Source organism: Eubacteriales bacterium mix99 (genome assembly GCA_038396605.1).
Classification (GTDB): domain Bacteria; phylum Bacillota; class Clostridia; order Caldicoprobacterales; family DTU083; genus UBA4874.
The window spans coordinates 1,040,005-1,055,614 of sequence record CP121690.1 but is presented as its reverse complement, the minus strand read 5'-3'; the positions used below and the strand labels follow the sequence as shown (position 1 = coordinate 1,055,614).

Genomic DNA, 15,610 nt, shown 5'->3' with positions numbered 1-15,610 from the left:
TTTCAATCATTCTCTTAAAAATCCTTTTCCCTCCACTTCACGGGTATCAATAATGGACAGGAAGGCATCAGGATCAATCCGTTTGACAATATCCCGCACCCGGGCAAGCTCCATCACCCGAACAACCATATAGATCAACTTCCGTTGCTTTTTTGTATAAGCACCTTCTGCTTCAATAAAGGTAATGCCCCGTTTCACTTTTCGAAACAGCTCATCCGCAATTTCCTGACAGGCGTCGGAAACAATGATAATGGTCTTGCTGTGATTGAATCCTTCCTGAATGGAATCAATCACCTTGTTGCCGACAAAGATGGAAACCAGGGTCAGCATGGCCATTTCCACATCAAACAGAAACGCGGCAATTGTCAGAATGATGCCGTTGATCGCCAGGCCGATGCCGCCAATGCTGAAGGAAAAATATTTATTGATGATAACGGCTATAATATCCGTCCCGCCCAGAGATCCCCGGTTCTTGATCACGATGCCCGTGCCGATGCCGGAAATCAATCCGCCGAAAATGGCCGCCACCATGGAATCCTTCACCGGAATCACCCATCCCCTTGTCAGGGATAAGAACAGGGAAGAACTCAGGATGCCAAGGACGCTCAGCCAGGTAAACCGTTTGCCGATCACCCGATAGCTTCCAAAAAACAGGGGAATGTTTAAAACAGCCACAGACAAACCGGTTGGCAGATGCAGCAAATATTCCAGCATCATGGCCACGCCGGTCAGTCCCCCGCTCAGCAGATGATGAGGAAGAAACAGGGCATTGATCGCCACGGAATAGATAAAGCTGCCCAACAGTATGATAAAAATCCGGAATATCATATTCCTTTGCCTCTTGCTCAGGATAAAGACCACTCCTCCCCTGGAAACTTCTCTTGTTTCTTTATCAGTATACCATAAAGAGCCTTCCCGGATAGTATGCCATTCAATATATTTTAAATTTATTGTGATGTTGTGTTATAATGGAGACAATCCAATCAGGAAATAGTTATCAGGAGGTCAGAAATATGCAGTTATTTATCGATACAGAGGAGGCCTGTGATGAAAAGGCCGCTTTGGAGATTGTAAATCAAGTCAAAAGCAAACCCGATACCATACTGGGACTTGCCACAGGTTCCACCCCCATTGGCATGTATCAAAGGCTCGTTAAAAAATACCAGGACGGGGAAATCCATTTCGATCATGTCCGGACCTTTAATCTGGATGAATATGTCGGCCTTCCAAAGGATCATCCCTGCAGCTACTATTATTTTATGCAGAAGCATCTTTTCAAGGCAGTGGATCTGGATCCGGAAGCTTCCTCCCTTCCGGACGGAACCGCTGCCGATCCGGAAGAGGAATGCATGAACTATGAAAAGAAACTGGAAGCAGCAGGAGGCATTGATCTGCAGGTACTGGGAATCGGCCGCAACGGACATATCGGATTCAATGAACCCGGAACGCCCTTCAACGCCGTTACCCATGTGGTGCCGTTGACGCAAAGTACCATTGATGCAAATGCCAGGTTTTTTGACAATGCGGATCAGGTTCCCCGCCGGGCGCTTTCCATGGGGATCAAAACCATTATGCACGCAAGAAAAATTCTTTTGATCGCCAAAGGGGAAGACAAGGCGGATGCAGTACAAAAAGCCCTGCAGGGTCCAATTACCCCCAATGTTCCGGCGTCTATCCTTCAGCTGCATCCCAATATCACCGTAATTGTGGATCACGCTGCAGCAGGAAAACTGAAAAAGCAATAAGATACGGGAATGATAAAAAAGCAAAAAAGTTTAAAAGAAAAGGTCCATCGGATTGATGGACCTTTTTCCATGCGCACTTTTTTTTTCTGCGCATTCCTCTCTCAGTTTATAAGATTCCATTTAAAAAACTTTATCTATAAGACTTCGAGTCTGCACGCTTCCTTTAATCTTCAATATCCGCATACTGGAAATACCAATATCCATAGGGAGAGTGCCAGGCACCTTTGATTTTGCTGCTCTGCAGATAAAAGTCATTGTAGTAGGCAATGGGTATCGCACCGGCATCCTCCATCAGGATGTCTTCTGCCTGATGCAGATAACCGGAACGTGTTTTCGCATCTGCTTCCATGGCGGCCTTATCCATCATGGCATCAAACTCAGGGTTGTTGTATTTGCTGTCATTGTTTCCATTGTCGCTGTAAAAAAGCTCCAGCATATTGGAAGGATCATTATAGTCCATGACCCAGCCGTTCCGACTGGCTTCATAGTCTCCTGCACGGCGCATGGGAGTAAAGGATGCCCATTCGACAACATCCACGTTTACCGTAACCCCCAGCTTCTTCCATGCTTCCTGCATGTACTGCGCAAACACCTTATGCCAGCTGGCATCATTGGTGGAATACGTGATGGTGGGGAACCCTTTGCCATCCGGATAACCGGCTTCCGCCATCAATTTCTTTGCTTCCTTCAGATTGCCTTCGTAGTCGTCCGTGTCAATATACGGTTTCCCGCCATTGGCATTGTCCATAAAGGAACTGTCATCCCAATCGGTTAAACCGGTTCCCAGGAAATTGCCTGCAGGAGTATACACTCCTTCTGCCAGGGTCTCCGACATATATTTCCGATCCAGTGCCAGACTCAGTGCCTTGCGGACACGGGGATCCTGAAACTGGGGCAGGGAATCATTCAGGCTGACATAATAGGTGCCCAGACTGGGTTCAATATGAAACTCCTTATTATCCCGCAGAGCTTTGATTTCTGCAGTCGGGACATCCTTGATCATCATGGTCTCACCGGTCTGATAGGCAGCATAGGCGGAGTTCGCATCTTCGATCAACAGTAATTTAATCGAATCCAGCTTGACTTTATCCGAATCCCGGAAATAGGGATTCTTTTTGAACATGATATAGGAATTGGGCACCCATTCGCTGATATAGAATGGACCGTTGCAGATATAGGTTTCCGGCTTGGTCGCCCAGGCGTCTCCGTTTTCTTCAATGGTTTTCTTATTGACCGGACTCAATGGTGCAAAGGCAGCCATCTTGTCAAAATACACACAGGGATGAGACAGTTCCACCACAAATGTGCTCTTATCAGGAGCAGAAACCGCCAGCTTATCCGGATCACCATTTTCCGCTTCGTCAAATCCCTTTACCATACCCAGGGCAGTTTTGGCATAAGGCGCAGCGGTATCCGGATCCACCATGCGCTTCCAGCTGTATACAAAGTCCTCTGCGGTAAGATCCGAACCATCCGACCATTTCAGATCTTTGTGCAAATGAAATGTCCAGGTCAGTCCGTCCGGACTTATGTCATACTTCTCCGCCGCACCGCTGGTCACCTTATTCTTCTGGTCAATGTTCAGCAGACAGTCAAAGGCAAACAGAAGCATATTGCCTCCGTCCACGGTACTGTTCAGGGCAGGATCAATGGTCTCGGGATTGGGACCGATCTCTGCCACCAGCTGTTTTCCGCCTTTTCCCTCTTTGCCGGGTGCTTCGCTGGTTTTATTGGAACCGCCTTTTGATTTATTATCGGAACTGCCGCAGCCGTAAACGCTGAAAGACAGGAGCACGGTAAGTGCCAGCACCAATGCAATCTTTCTTCTCATAAATTTGTCCTCCTTTTATTCTTACTTTGATCCTTCCATATGTCCAATACGGACACCTTCAGGAAACCAATTGTCATTTGTATTCTTCCATGGCATACCGTCTATCCGGATCCATTGTTCCTCCACACCGTACCGTGCATGCTTCAATCGGTTACCGGTTTTTCATCCTTCACCCGATCCAGGTGATGGCAGGCAGCAAAGTGACCGGGAGACACTTCCCGCCATTCCGGCTCCTCCGCCGCACATCGCTCATCCGCATACGGGCACCTGGTACGGAACCGGCATCCCGAAGGGGGATCCACCGGACTGGGAACATCCCCTTTCAGCACAATGCGGTGAGCGGCCCGGGCAGTTTTCGGATCGGCTATGGGAATGGCGGAGATCAGACTCCGCGTATACGGGTGCACGCTGTGAAAGATCAGCTCATAGTTGTCCGCCAGTTCCATCATCTTGCCCAGGTACATGACGCCAATCCGGCTGGAAATGTGTTTCACGACGCTCAGGTTATGGGCAATGAACAGGTAGGTCAGCCCCAGTCTTTCCTGAAGCTCCTCGAACATGTTGACTACCTGAGCCTGGATGGAAACATCCAGAGCCGAAACAGGCTCATCACACACGATAAACTCCGGATCCACCGCCAGGGCACGGGCAATGCCCACACGCTGGCGCTGGCCTCCGGAAAATTCGTGGGGATAACGATTGGCATGCTCTGTATTCAGGCCGACCAGGCTCAACAGCTCCACAATACGATCCCGCCGTTCTTTCGCATTGGTTGCCAGATGATGGATATCAATGGCTTCCCCGATAATATCGCCCACGGTCATCCGGGGATCCAGGCTGGCATAGGGATCCTGGAAGACGATCTGCATTTTCCGGCGGTAAGGGAGCATATTGACATGCGTAATATCCTTCCCGTCATAGAATATTTTCCCGCTGGTAGGCTCGTACAGCCGTAATATGGTACGGCCTGCAGTGGTCTTTCCGCAGCCGGACTCTCCCACAAGACCGAATGTTTCGCCCTTTCGGATGTAAAAACTGATGTCATCCACAGCCTTGACATATTTTCGCTCAAATGGCCTCTCCCCCTTTACGGGAAAGTATTCTTTCAGGTGCTGCACTTCGACCAGTTTTTTGTCTTCCATTATGTCAAAGCACCCCTTTGTTTTTTCATAAATTTCTCTTTATCCAGCAGCCAGCATGCACTGTAGTGACTGTCGTTCAAATAAGTGTATTCCGGCATGTGCTTCATGCAAACCTTCATGCAGTTTGGACAGCGGGTTGCAAAAGGACAGCCTTCCGGAAGATCGAGCAGATCCACCGGCAGCCCCTGAATGGGAACCAGTTTTTTGTGCTCTCTTTCATACAGGTTGGGAATACTCCGCAGCAGCCCTTTGGTGTATTCATGGGAAGGCTGATAAAAAATCTCATCTGTTGTCCCGCATTCCACCACCTTGCCGGCATACATTACGGCAATCCGGTCACACATGCCTGCCACAACGCCCAGATCATGGGTGATGATAATAATGGACATATCCAGCTTTTCCTTCAGGCTCATCATCAATTCAAGGATCTGTGCCTGAATGGTCACATCCAGAGCTGTGGTCGGTTCGTCGGCAATCAGAAGCTTCGGTTCGCAGGCCAGGGCAATTGCGATCATGACCCTCTGCCGCATCCCGCCGGAAAATTCATGAGGATACTGCTTCATCCGCTTTTCCGGTTCATTGATGCCTACCAGGCGCAGCAGCTCGCAGGCGCGTTCATTGGCTTGCTTTTTGGTTCGTTTGGTATGCAGGAGAATGACCTCCCGGATCTGATTGCCAATGGTATAAACCGGGTTCAGGCTGGTCATCGGATCTTGAAAGATAATGGAAACCTCATTCCCCCGGATCCGGCGCATCTCCTTTTCCGTCATCCTGTTGATATGATGACTGTTAAAGTAAATATCCCCGCCTGTCAGCCGTCCGGGATGAGCGGTCAGGCCCATGAGACTGTATGCGGTAACGGACTTTCCGGAGCCGCTCTCGCCAACGATCCCCAGGATTTCACCCGGACGGACATATAACGACACATCATTGAGGGCTTTCACTTCCCCGGCAGGGGTAAAAAAAGAAAGCTTCTCATTATGGATGTCAACTAAGTTTTCACTCATATTCTTTCCTCCTTCCTCAGCTCTTCATCTTGGGATCAAAAGCATCCCGCAGCCCATCGCCGAACAGATTGAAGCTTAAGATAATCAGACTGATCAAAAGGGCCGGAGCCATCAACAAATAGGGATAACTGGTCAGTCCGTTCAAAGAGTCACTGGCCAAAGAACCCAGGGATGGAAGCGGAACTGCCACACCCATACCAAGAAAGCTGAGAAAACTCTCCGTAAAAATGGAAGATGGAATCTGCAGCGTGGTGGTAACAATCAGAGTGCCGATACAATTGGTCAGCAAATGCTTGCGTATTATGCGGGCATTGGAAGCGCCCAGCGCTTTGGCCGCAGTGACATATTCATTCTGCTTGAGTGTCAGGATCTGTCCCCGGACAATCCGGGCCATCCCCACCCAATAAAGCAGGGCAAATACAATAAAAATACTGATCAGGTTGGGCCCCATTACCTGGATCCATCCAAAACCCTTCCGTACAGCCAGCTTTGCTATGGGCGCCTTCAGGGCAAAGGAAAGCAGGACAATCAGCAAAATATCGGGAATGGTATAAATAATATCCACAATCCGCATCATTATGGTATCCACCCAGCCGCCGAAAAAACCGGACACGGCACCATATATGGATCCGATAATCAAAACAATGGCGGATGCCACCAGGCCAACCAGCAGGGAAATCCGACTGCCCACCATCACACGCACCGCATAATCGCGTCCCAGATTGTCCGTACCGAGAATATGGGGAAATACCTTCTCCCCCTCATCCATGCGGGCCTGTTCCTGTTCCGAATATGTCATGGGGTGCAGATACTCCGAGCCTTTGATCTGCTGCGCATACCGATAGGGATAGAAAGCCGGCACAATAAAGGAAAAAATCATAACGACCAGGATCACTGCAAGGCTGATCATTGCTACTTTATTTTTGCACAACCGGCGCATGGCGTCTTTCCAGAAGCTGATGCTTGGCCGCATCTTTATCAGATTTTGCTTTTCCTCATCGCTGGCAGGCAGAAAATCATCGGTATTCAATTGAAAACTCAATGGGTTTTTACTTGTCATTTAACCTGCCTCCTTATTTCAACTGAATGCGGGGATCAATAATCTTGTAGACAATGTCCACCACAACATTCATCAGGATGAGAAGCGTTGCCAGAAAAATCGTCGTGCCCATAATTACGGTATAATCACGGGTCATTATGGAACTGACAAACTGGCCTCCCAGACCGGGTATCACAAAAATCTTCTCCACAACAAAACTGCCGGTCAGGGTGTAAGCCAGCATGGGACCGACATAGGTCACTACCGGCAGAACAGCATTGCGCAGTGCATGTTTGAACAGGCTTCTGTTCCAGGACAGGCCCTTGGCTCTGGCCGTCCTCATATAATCCTGGTCGAGAACATCCAGCATGGAAGACCGCATCAGCCGGGTAATATAGGCTGTTGGATAAAAGGCCAGGGAAAATACCGGAAGAATATAATGAAGGGGAGACGTCAGTCCAAAGGTAGGCAGCCACTTCAGCCGAACTCCAAACACATACATCCCCACCGTACAGATCACAAAGCTGGGAAACGCAATCCCGCAGGTGGCAATCACCATAATCACCTGATCCAGCCATTTGCCCCGGTTCAGGGCAGCAATGCTTCCGAGGGGAATCCCCACGGCCAGGGCAATCAGAACGGAAACCCCGCCCAGCTTTGCAGAAATCGGAAATTTACTGGAGATAATTTCAGAAACCGTCCGCCCTCTCTGCTTCAGGCTCAGACTGAAATCACCATGAAGTGCTCCTGTCATATAGTTTTTATATTGAACATACACCGGTTTATCCAGGCCGAATTTTGCATTCAAAGCAGCCTGTGCCTGCTCACTAATGGATTTCTCCGCAATGAACGGGCCGCCCGGTACCATTCTCATTAAAAAAAATGTGATAGTCGCAACCAGAAAAATCGTCATCGCAGCCAACAAAACCCGCTTGACCACATACCACAGCATAAAAAACCTCCACCTTGTAATAAAAAAACATTCAAAAACGGATATTTATATATATTCCATTTTTGAATTCCCGCATAAGAAATCATTCATTTAAAATTACAATTATAGATTATAGCATTTTTGAAATGAAGTGACAAGGGGATATGCCGAATAAATTTTCATCCGGCTGCAATTCAAGAATCATAATATTCATGTTTATACAATCATTATACAATCAGGCAAAAAAAACCTCCTGCCCCTGCAGTCAGACCTCCCGCCTTTTTCTTCTCCCGCCGCTTTCACTGCTGCTGACCGGCCGCCGGATGCCCACCTTCCCAGGCCCTGAGAAATGGCCAGGGATTGAATGCCTCAAGATCCTCCCCCTTACAGTAATACATCCCAAAATGCAGGTGGGGTTCAAATTTCCCGGAGGTCCCTTCCGGGCCGTACCCGGTATCCCCGCTGTATCCGATCTGCTGTTCCCGTTTCACCTTATCTCCCTTTTTTGGTTTCCCTTCATAGCGGGACAGGTGCGCATAATAATAGTAGACATGATCCTCTCCCCGAACACCGATTCGATAACCGCCCAGTTCATTCCATCCGACCTGCTCAATGACGCCGTCGCAGACAGACCGGATCGGAACTCCTTTTTCCGTCATGATGTCAATGCCTTCATGGGTGCGTTCCCCGCCATAGGTGCGGGTATCGCCATATCCGTTCTCATAGACATACTCTGCCTCCGGGGATAAGGGAAACACCTTGTCATCGTGGATGGCCCGCAGATCGTCAAAGCGTCCGATCTGTCCCTTCACCCTGCGGAGAAGGGATTTACTCTTTTTATAGCCGGCAAGATACTGCGGAAGTTCGTCCGGATTCCGGATCCCGGTAAGATGCAGGGCTATGGAGGAAGTCCGCTTTTGACTGATTTTTTTCTTTGGAATGTTTTCCGCCTGATCCACAGCAGCCAGATAATACCAGGGCACTCCGGCATCCTCCCCCACCGAAAAATACATCGTCAGATGCTCCGGCAAAAATTGATCTGCCGTGTATTGCCTCATGGGCACGTTAAAGTTCAGGCACAGCAGAACCAATACAGCAACCAGGAGCAACAGAACAGTCAAAAACGGCAGGAATCGCTTCCTGTCGGCAATCTGAAAACGATGACGCCTTCTCAAAGCAGCCATAAAATCCCTCCTGCACGATAGGAATCCGCCGGCTCAGGAAACCAGCTTCCTTCCAAACCATTCAAACAATGGAACAATTCAAAACTGAACGTTCGGAACCTCCCGATCCCCTTCCTCAACCTGGAAAAACACCTCTCCCTGAAATCCAAACATGCCGGCTACGACATTGTTCGGAAATGTCTGGATCCTGTTATTGTATTTCAAAACGGTGTCATTATAGAACTGACGGGAATACCGTATCTTTTCCTCCACATCCTTCAGATCCTCCTGAAGACTCAGAAAATTGGAATTGGCCTTCAGATCCGGATAGGCCTCCACCACCACCATCAGTCTGCGAAGAGCGTCGGTTAGTGCGCCGTTGGCTTTCATGCTTTCCTCCGGGGTGTTGGCATTCAGGACTCCGGTTCTGGCTTTCACAATTCGGTCAAAGGTTTCCTTTTCATGACCGGCATACCCTTTCACCGTCTCCACCAGATTGGGAATCAGATCGGCCCGTTTCTTCAGCTGAACCTCAATCTGGGCCCACGCATTGCGTACCCTGTTGCGCAGTTCCACAAATCCGTTATAAGCAAATATCAGATACAGAACGACCAGAACAACAATCCCCGCAATCATATAACCTATCATCTTTTTCCTCCCTCAATTCGTCATTTAAATTTCTCTCTCTGTCCCCGGGGAAACCCATCTGACCTCCCCATTTCGAAGGGATTCTCTTTCAGGGGCATGCTGTCAGAAAGCGCCTCCGCCTCCTCCGCCCCCGCCTCCTCCGGAGCTGCCACCGCTGAATCCCCCGCCGCCTCCGCTTCCGGATGAATCAGGAGATGCCGCTGTGGCAGCAGTATTGACAGCATTATCAATGGAATCCATTGTACTATCGAACATACTGCTCATCAGCGCAAGATTCTGCAGGGATCCATAGTATCCCATATAGGTCAGGCCAGGATCCTGAATCTCCCCATCGCTGAAGACTTTCGGCATCTGTTCGATGACCTCTTTGGCGATGCCAAGGGAAACAGCATATACCAGATAGTGCTCCCAGATTACAATGGACGGAATCTCTGCCTTCTCCATCTCGGAGAAATGAAGCAGGAATCTCTTAAAGGCTGACCATTTGGCAGCCTGTTCCGCCCCATATTGGGTTTTCTTTGGCATAACGGAAACCAACAGCATGGAGAGCAGGGTTATCCCGCCTACTGCAGCGACGGCCCCGCCCCATCCCGAGCTCAGCTGTATTGCCGCCACAGATCCAGCCACCAACAGCGCTGTGGCAATCAGCGCGTATCTCCCACTGCCGTTCAGATTTTCCCTCCAGCTGTTCCGGCTGAAGAATCCCTGAGCTTTTCCTTCCGCCTGTACCATGGATTGAAACTTTTCAAAATCCTTGTTGAACTCCAATGCCCTGGACCTTTTGCCGGTAATCTTCTTCAGATCCCCCAGAACCAACGCGCCATTCCTTCCAAGCCTGTCGATAAACCAGGACAACAGAAACTCCTCATGGGCAAGGAGATGCTCTGTACCGGCTCCTTCGACGCGGGAAATCTCATAATCCACATGGGATCTCTTCAGCAGATGCCCGCTCTCCGCCTTGCTCCCGCGGATGGTAATCTGCTTTTCCCTCACCAGATCCAGGAGAGTGGCCATGATGTCCCTGGAGTATATATATTTCGTATTCATGAGATAGCTCATGACGGCAGGAGGATAATCCCCGGGCAGTTCTCTGCAGTAATCCCCCTGAAACTCCGGTCTGGGTCCACGGGCATATTTCGCAAAAAAATCCATCAGCGATAAGGCTCCGGCCAGAATTGCAGCAACAAAGACAGGCAGCAGTCCGTCCCGGATTTTCTTTTGCCCTGCACGCTTTTTGCGCAGTTCCTTCTGCTCTTTTTCCCATTTCTTCTGCCTTTGCCTGGCTTCCTCCCTGGCAGTATTGGCTTCCTCTGCCAGCTTCTGCTCATTGCTCAGAATGGCAGGAAGCTTTGTTTCGTCATGCACCCGGCCGGCACCCGGGATCAGCCCCGGAGGGAACACCGCCAGCGTCTCCACAAAGGTTCCGGGAGATACTTCCGGTACATGAAAGACAAAGGTCCGCTCATCCGCAATCCTGGACTCTCCTGTCAGAGGGCCATGGGCAAAAATCTTCAGATCCTCTTTTGACGCGCCTTCCGGAATCCGTATGGTAATCGTAATGTTATTCAATGGGACATCCCAGTTTCTATCGATCACCTTTCGGTTATAAACTCCAATATCCTGATACTTTTCCGCCACATTCCGCATCCGGTATTCATATCGGAAGGTCTTTTCCTCATCTTTGGACGTTTCGTAGACCTTTAATTTGACAAGACCGTCCTCCCGGGTCATTTCATAGGCATTTCTGCCCTTCTTTTTTGCCTGATGAAATGCCCTGAATTTGTCACCTTTTTCCACAAATACCCGGATGTCCTCCATCCCATCGGTCTGATCCGTATCAATATCCCTTAAAATACCATTGAACTTCCCTGAAAACTGATAGGTGATCTGTTCCCGGACAACAGCATCCCCGTTGGACTGTACCTCCACATTCACGTCATATCGCCGGACGGAATAATTCTTGTCATCTGCCTGTGCCTTCTGCGTACAAACGCCTGAAAAAAGGAGCGACAGAATCAGAAATCCAAAAAGGAAATCTCTGTAATTTATTCGTTTCTTTTTTATGGTATAAACCCTCCTCCATGGACCGGCAGGCCAGTGCAAATAAAGTCCATCATGCCTGTCAAGCCCGCAGGGCTTCCTCCGCATGATAGGAACTCCGGACAAGGGGAGCGGAAGCCACATACCGGAATCCCAGTTCCCTGCCGATCTCCCGGTACCGGTCAAAAACTTCCGGCCGGACATATTCCGTCACAGGATGGTGCTGCCTGGAGGGCGCCAGGTACTGACCCACTGTCAGGATATCGCATCCCACTTCCCTTAAGTCCCCCATCACCTCCGCCACTTCCTGTTCCTTCTCTCCCAATCCCACCATAATGCCGGATTTGGTGATTTGATCCGGGTACAGATCCTTTGCATTCCGGAGCAGGCAAAGAGACCGATGATACTGTGCCATGGGCCGGACGGTGGCGTACAGCCGGGGAATCGTTTCCACATTATGATTGAGAACCTCCGGGCGGGCATCCACCACCAACTTCAGGGCGTTGATATCGCCCCTGAAATCAGGAATCAGCACTTCCACAGCAGTGGACGGATTGAGGGCCCGCACCTCCCGGATCGTCCGCGCAAAATGATCCGCTCCGCCGTCCGGCAGATCGTCCCGGGTAACAGAGGTAATCACCACATAATACAGGCCGAGTTCCCGGACCGCCTCTGCCACATGAGACGGTTCTTCCGGATCCACCGGATCCGCACGGCCTTTCCGGACATTGCAGAACGTACAGTTCCGGGTGCAATGCCTCCCCAGGATCATGAAAGTGGCCGTTTTCCTTCCGAAACACTCCATTTGATTGGGACAGGCTGCCTCCTCACATACGGAATGCAGAGAAAGGCCTTTCAGCATTTTTCGGACCTTTGCCGCCTCCGGGGTGTTCCTTGCCCTTATCTTCAGCCATTCCGGCTTTGCCATGCTGCTCCCTCCCCCTGAATCACTTCGTACAGCTGCTGCTTTTCCATTGCTTCGGTTTTCATTTGAAAGACCTGACCAAAATAATCCGCCACCAGATTCCTTACCTTTGGGAGATCGACCGTCCTGCCCAGCTGGTCCGCCATGGAAGTGACCCCTTTATCGGCAATGCCGCAGGGTACAATCCATTGAAAACGGCTCAGATCCGTGTTGACATTGAAGGCAAACCCATGCTGGGTGACCCAGTGCTTTACTGCCAGACCAATGGCCGTGATTTTTTTCTCTCCAATCCAGACCCCCGTATGAACCGGGTCCCGGCCTGCCGGAATATGATATTCCCGGTTCAGAAGGCGTATAAACACCTCTTCGAGATTACGCACAAATGTCCGGATGCTTTTTCCCATGGAAGATAAGTCGATAATCGGATATCCTACGATCTGACCCGGGCCGTGATAGGTGATATCCCCTCCCCGGTTGATGTTATATACCCGGACCCCCCTCCGGTCCTGCTCTTCCTCCGATAGCAGAAGATTGGACCGATGACCGGAACGCCCGATGGTCAGAACGTCCGCATGCTCCAAAAGAAGGAGCACATCCCCGATCCGATTCTGCTGCCTCAGACACAGCAACTGATTTTGAAGATCCAGGGCCTCCGGATAAGAAATCCTGCCCAGATCCACTACCCTGATTGTCATCTGCTCCGCCACCCTTTCCCGGCCATCCTGCAAATGTCCTGTTCGGCTTTATTCCGGACTGCTGTCCTCATCCCCGGCTTTTTGCAGGACTTTCTTCAGCCTCTTTCCAAAGGTCTCCCGATCCAGCATGACAATACGGCCGCATTTCAGGCATTTTATCTTGAAATCCGCACCGGTCCGGATGACGGTCCACCGGTCGCCGCCGCAGGGATGCTTTTTCCGCATCATTACGATATCTCCAATATTACATTCCACAATCATCCTTCTTCTCCTCCTTTCCAAAAAGTTTCAGCTGCAACTTTCCGCCGGCCGGATCTTTCAGGATGTCCGGGCAGCCGAAGCCTTTACAAACGCTTCAAACAGCCGGATCATGACCGGATTCTCCAGCATGCGTTCCGGATGCCACTGAACCCCGATAAAGAACGGATGGGCCTCCGACTCGATCGCCTCGATAATCCCGTCACTGGTACGGGCCACTGCATGAAGGGACTTTCCCGGGTGCCGGACGGCCTGATGATGAAAGCTGTTTACCCGGATCTGTCCGATTGCCAGAATCCTCCTCAGAACAGACTCTTCAGAAATCCGGACCTCATGAAACCCATACCATTTGGGTGCCGGCTGCTGATGACAAAGAAGGGGTTTGCCGTCCTCCGCCTGCGTGTAAATATCCTGATAAATGTCGCCGCCCATGGCAATGTTCATCATCTGTATCCCTCTGCAGATGCCAAATACCGGGATGTCTCCGGCATTGGCCTCCCGTGCAAGGGCAAGTTCCAACCTGTCCCGGCAGGGGTTGACGTTACCGATGGCAGGGTGAGGCTCCTCTCCGAACCAGCAGGGATCCGGATCCTGCCCGCCCGTCAGAAGAAGCCCGTCCAGCCGGGTCATTATCGGGCCTGCAGCAGCAGGATCCAGTGCCGGGATCAGAAACGGAAGTCCTCCGGACCGGTAAACCCCTTCAAAGTATCCCGGTCTCAGCCGGCTGTCTCCCGTCTCCCAATTGTAATCACAGGTAATGCCGATAATCGGCCTCACAACAAACCGCCTCCTGAAAGGCTTTCCGGATGGAAAACCGATGAAAATATCTAGAATTTATTCAAATATTGATCCAGCTCCCACCGGCTGATCTGCATTTTATATTTCTTCCACTCCATCCGCTTTGCCTCCCGGTACCGGTTGTCAATGTGCCTGCCCAGAGCGTTTCGGATCAGCGGGTCATTCTCCAGCGCATCAAGAGCTTCCTTCAGATTGCCGGGAAGGCAGCGAATACATTCCTTTTCCCGCTCGTAGTTCGTCATGTCAAAAATGTTCCGGTTGACAGGGGCCGGAGGCTGTATCTTTCTTCGGATTCCGTCCAGTCCTGCTTTTAGGGTGACCGCCAACGCCAGATAAGGATTGCAGGATGGATCCGGGCTTCTCAGCTCCAGTCTGGTTCCCTGCCCCCGTTTGCTGGGAATCCGGATCAGGGGGCTCCGATTCCGGAAAGACCAGGCAATGTATACCGGCGCTTCATATCCGGCAATCAGTCTTTTGTAGGAATTGACCAGAGGATTGGTAATCGCGGTAACCGCCGGTGCATGTTCCAGGAGGCCCCCCATGTAATGATATGCCTCCGGGCTGAGCTGATGCGGATCCTGCGGATCATAGAATACATTCTTTCCATCCCTGAAAACGGACTGATTCAGATGCATTCCGGATCCGGCAATTCCGGCAATGGGCTTTGGCATAAATGTAGCATGGAGCCCATACTGCTGCGCAATAAACCGAACAACCATTTTGAAGGTCATGACATTGTCCGCTGTGGTCAGGGCATCGCTGTATTTAAAATCAATTTCATGCTGACCCGGAGCCGTCTCATGATGGGAGGTCTCCACCTCAAAGCCCATTCGCTCCAGGGTCAGGCACATATCCCTCCTGGCGCTTTCTCCCCGGTCCACCGGGCCCAGATCAAAGTATCCTCCGTTGTCGTGGGTTGCAATAGTGGGCCTTCCTTCTTCATCCGTATGAAACAGAAAAAACTCCGCTTCCGGTCCGGCCTCCAGGGTGTAACCCATTTCCTCCGCTTCCCGGATCACGCGCTGAAGCGTATTCCTGGGACAGCCTTCGAAAGGAGTGCCGTCCGCTCCATAAACATCACAGATCAGCCGGGCTGTTCTGCCTTCCCCGGAACTCCAGGGATAAATCACAAAGGAATCCGGATCCGGATAAAGTACCATGTCGGATTCTTCGATACGTACAAAGCCTTCAATGGAGGATCCGTCGAATAGTATCTCATGATTCAGGGCCTTTTCCAGCTGTTTCGTCGTAATTGCCACATTTTTCAGGGTGCCAAAGATATCCGTAAACTGAAGGCGGATAAACTGCACCTGCTTTTCCCTGCATATCTGCAGGATGTCTTCGTTTGTATATTTTGCCATTCCCTTGCTCCATTCTTCTGCCAACCT

At 50.5% G+C, this 15,610-nt stretch carries 15 protein-coding genes; 1 reads left to right on the top strand and 14 read right to left on the bottom strand.

Annotated elements, in window-relative coordinates; translation table 11 throughout:
• Window positions 1-6 precede the first annotated feature (6 nt).
• Window positions 7-828 carry a YitT family protein gene (locus QBE55_04370; protein ID WZL79399.1) on the bottom strand — a complete coding sequence of 274 codons (822 nt, stop codon included), beginning with the start codon at window positions 826-828 and terminating at the stop codon, window positions 7-9.
• Window positions 829-1,013: 185 nt separating this feature from the next.
• On the opposite strand from QBE55_04370, the gene nagB reads away from it, so the two are divergent.
• Window positions 1,014-1,745 carry a glucosamine-6-phosphate deaminase gene (gene nagB, locus QBE55_04365; GenBank protein WZL79398.1) on the top strand — a complete coding sequence of 244 codons (732 nt, stop codon included), beginning with the start codon at window positions 1,014-1,016 and terminating at the stop codon, window positions 1,743-1,745.
• 163 nt (window positions 1,746-1,908) lie between these two features.
• On the opposite strand, the gene QBE55_04360 is transcribed toward nagB, so the two are convergent.
• From QBE55_04360 to glnA, 13 genes are all read right to left on the bottom strand, one after another.
• A complete protein-coding gene (locus QBE55_04360; GenBank protein ID WZL79397.1) occupies window positions 1,909-3,576 on the bottom strand; it encodes a peptide ABC transporter substrate-binding protein in 1,668 nt (555 codons plus the stop codon).
• A gap of 143 nt (window positions 3,577-3,719) precedes the next feature.
• A complete protein-coding gene (locus QBE55_04355) occupies window positions 3,720-4,718 on the bottom strand; it encodes an ABC transporter ATP-binding protein (GenBank protein WZL79396.1) in 999 nt (332 codons plus the stop codon).
• The gene (locus QBE55_04350) at window positions 4,718-5,725 is read right to left on the bottom strand and encodes an ABC transporter ATP-binding protein (GenBank protein WZL79395.1); all 1,008 of its coding nucleotides are present in this window, start codon (window positions 5,723-5,725) and stop codon (window positions 4,718-4,720) included. Before QBE55_04350 ends, QBE55_04355 begins: the two co-directional genes overlap by 1 nt.
• Before the next feature lie 16 nt (window positions 5,726-5,741).
• A complete protein-coding gene (locus tag QBE55_04345) occupies window positions 5,742-6,785 on the bottom strand; it encodes an ABC transporter permease (protein WZL79394.1) in 1,044 nt (347 codons plus the stop codon).
• Between the two features lie 13 nt (window positions 6,786-6,798).
• A complete protein-coding gene (locus QBE55_04340; protein WZL79393.1) occupies window positions 6,799-7,716 on the bottom strand; it encodes an ABC transporter permease in 918 nt (305 codons plus the stop codon).
• A 278-nt stretch (window positions 7,717-7,994) separates the two neighbouring features.
• Window positions 7,995-8,879, bottom strand: coding sequence for a M23 family metallopeptidase (locus QBE55_04335; protein WZL79392.1), 885 nt, complete (start codon window positions 8,877-8,879; stop codon window positions 7,995-7,997).
• A gap of 78 nt (window positions 8,880-8,957) precedes the next feature.
• Window positions 8,958-9,506 (bottom strand): LemA family protein, encoded by a 549-nt coding sequence (locus QBE55_04330; GenBank protein WZL79391.1) that lies wholly within the window; start codon window positions 9,504-9,506, stop codon window positions 8,958-8,960.
• 102 nt (window positions 9,507-9,608) lie between these two features.
• Window positions 9,609-11,654 carry a DUF2207 domain-containing protein gene (locus QBE55_04325; protein WZL79390.1) on the bottom strand — a complete coding sequence of 682 codons (2,046 nt, stop codon included), beginning with the start codon at window positions 11,652-11,654 and terminating at the stop codon, window positions 9,609-9,611.
• Window positions 11,629-12,474 (bottom strand): lipoyl synthase, encoded by an 846-nt coding sequence (lipA, locus tag QBE55_04320; protein WZL79389.1) that lies wholly within the window; start codon window positions 12,472-12,474, stop codon window positions 11,629-11,631. Before lipA ends, QBE55_04325 begins: the two co-directional genes overlap by 26 nt.
• Window positions 12,453-13,166 (bottom strand): lipoyl(octanoyl) transferase LipB, encoded by a 714-nt coding sequence (gene lipB / locus QBE55_04315; protein ID WZL79388.1) that lies wholly within the window; start codon window positions 13,164-13,166, stop codon window positions 12,453-12,455. The genes lipA and lipB overlap by 22 nt, the downstream gene beginning before the upstream one ends.
• A gap of 48 nt (window positions 13,167-13,214) precedes the next feature.
• The gene (locus QBE55_04310) at window positions 13,215-13,427 is read right to left on the bottom strand and encodes a DUF951 domain-containing protein (GenBank protein WZL79387.1); all 213 of its coding nucleotides are present in this window, start codon (window positions 13,425-13,427) and stop codon (window positions 13,215-13,217) included.
• Between the two features lie 57 nt (window positions 13,428-13,484).
• Window positions 13,485-14,201: a gamma-glutamyl-gamma-aminobutyrate hydrolase family protein gene (locus QBE55_04305; protein ID WZL79386.1), complete on the bottom strand. Its 717-nt coding sequence runs from the start codon at window positions 14,199-14,201 to the stop codon at window positions 13,485-13,487.
• Window positions 14,202-14,251: 50 nt separating this feature from the next.
• On the bottom strand, window positions 14,252-15,583 hold the full coding sequence (gene glnA / locus QBE55_04300; GenBank protein WZL79385.1) for a type I glutamate--ammonia ligase: 1,332 nt from the start codon (window positions 15,581-15,583) through the stop codon (window positions 14,252-14,254).
• Window positions 15,584-15,610 lie beyond the last annotated feature (27 nt).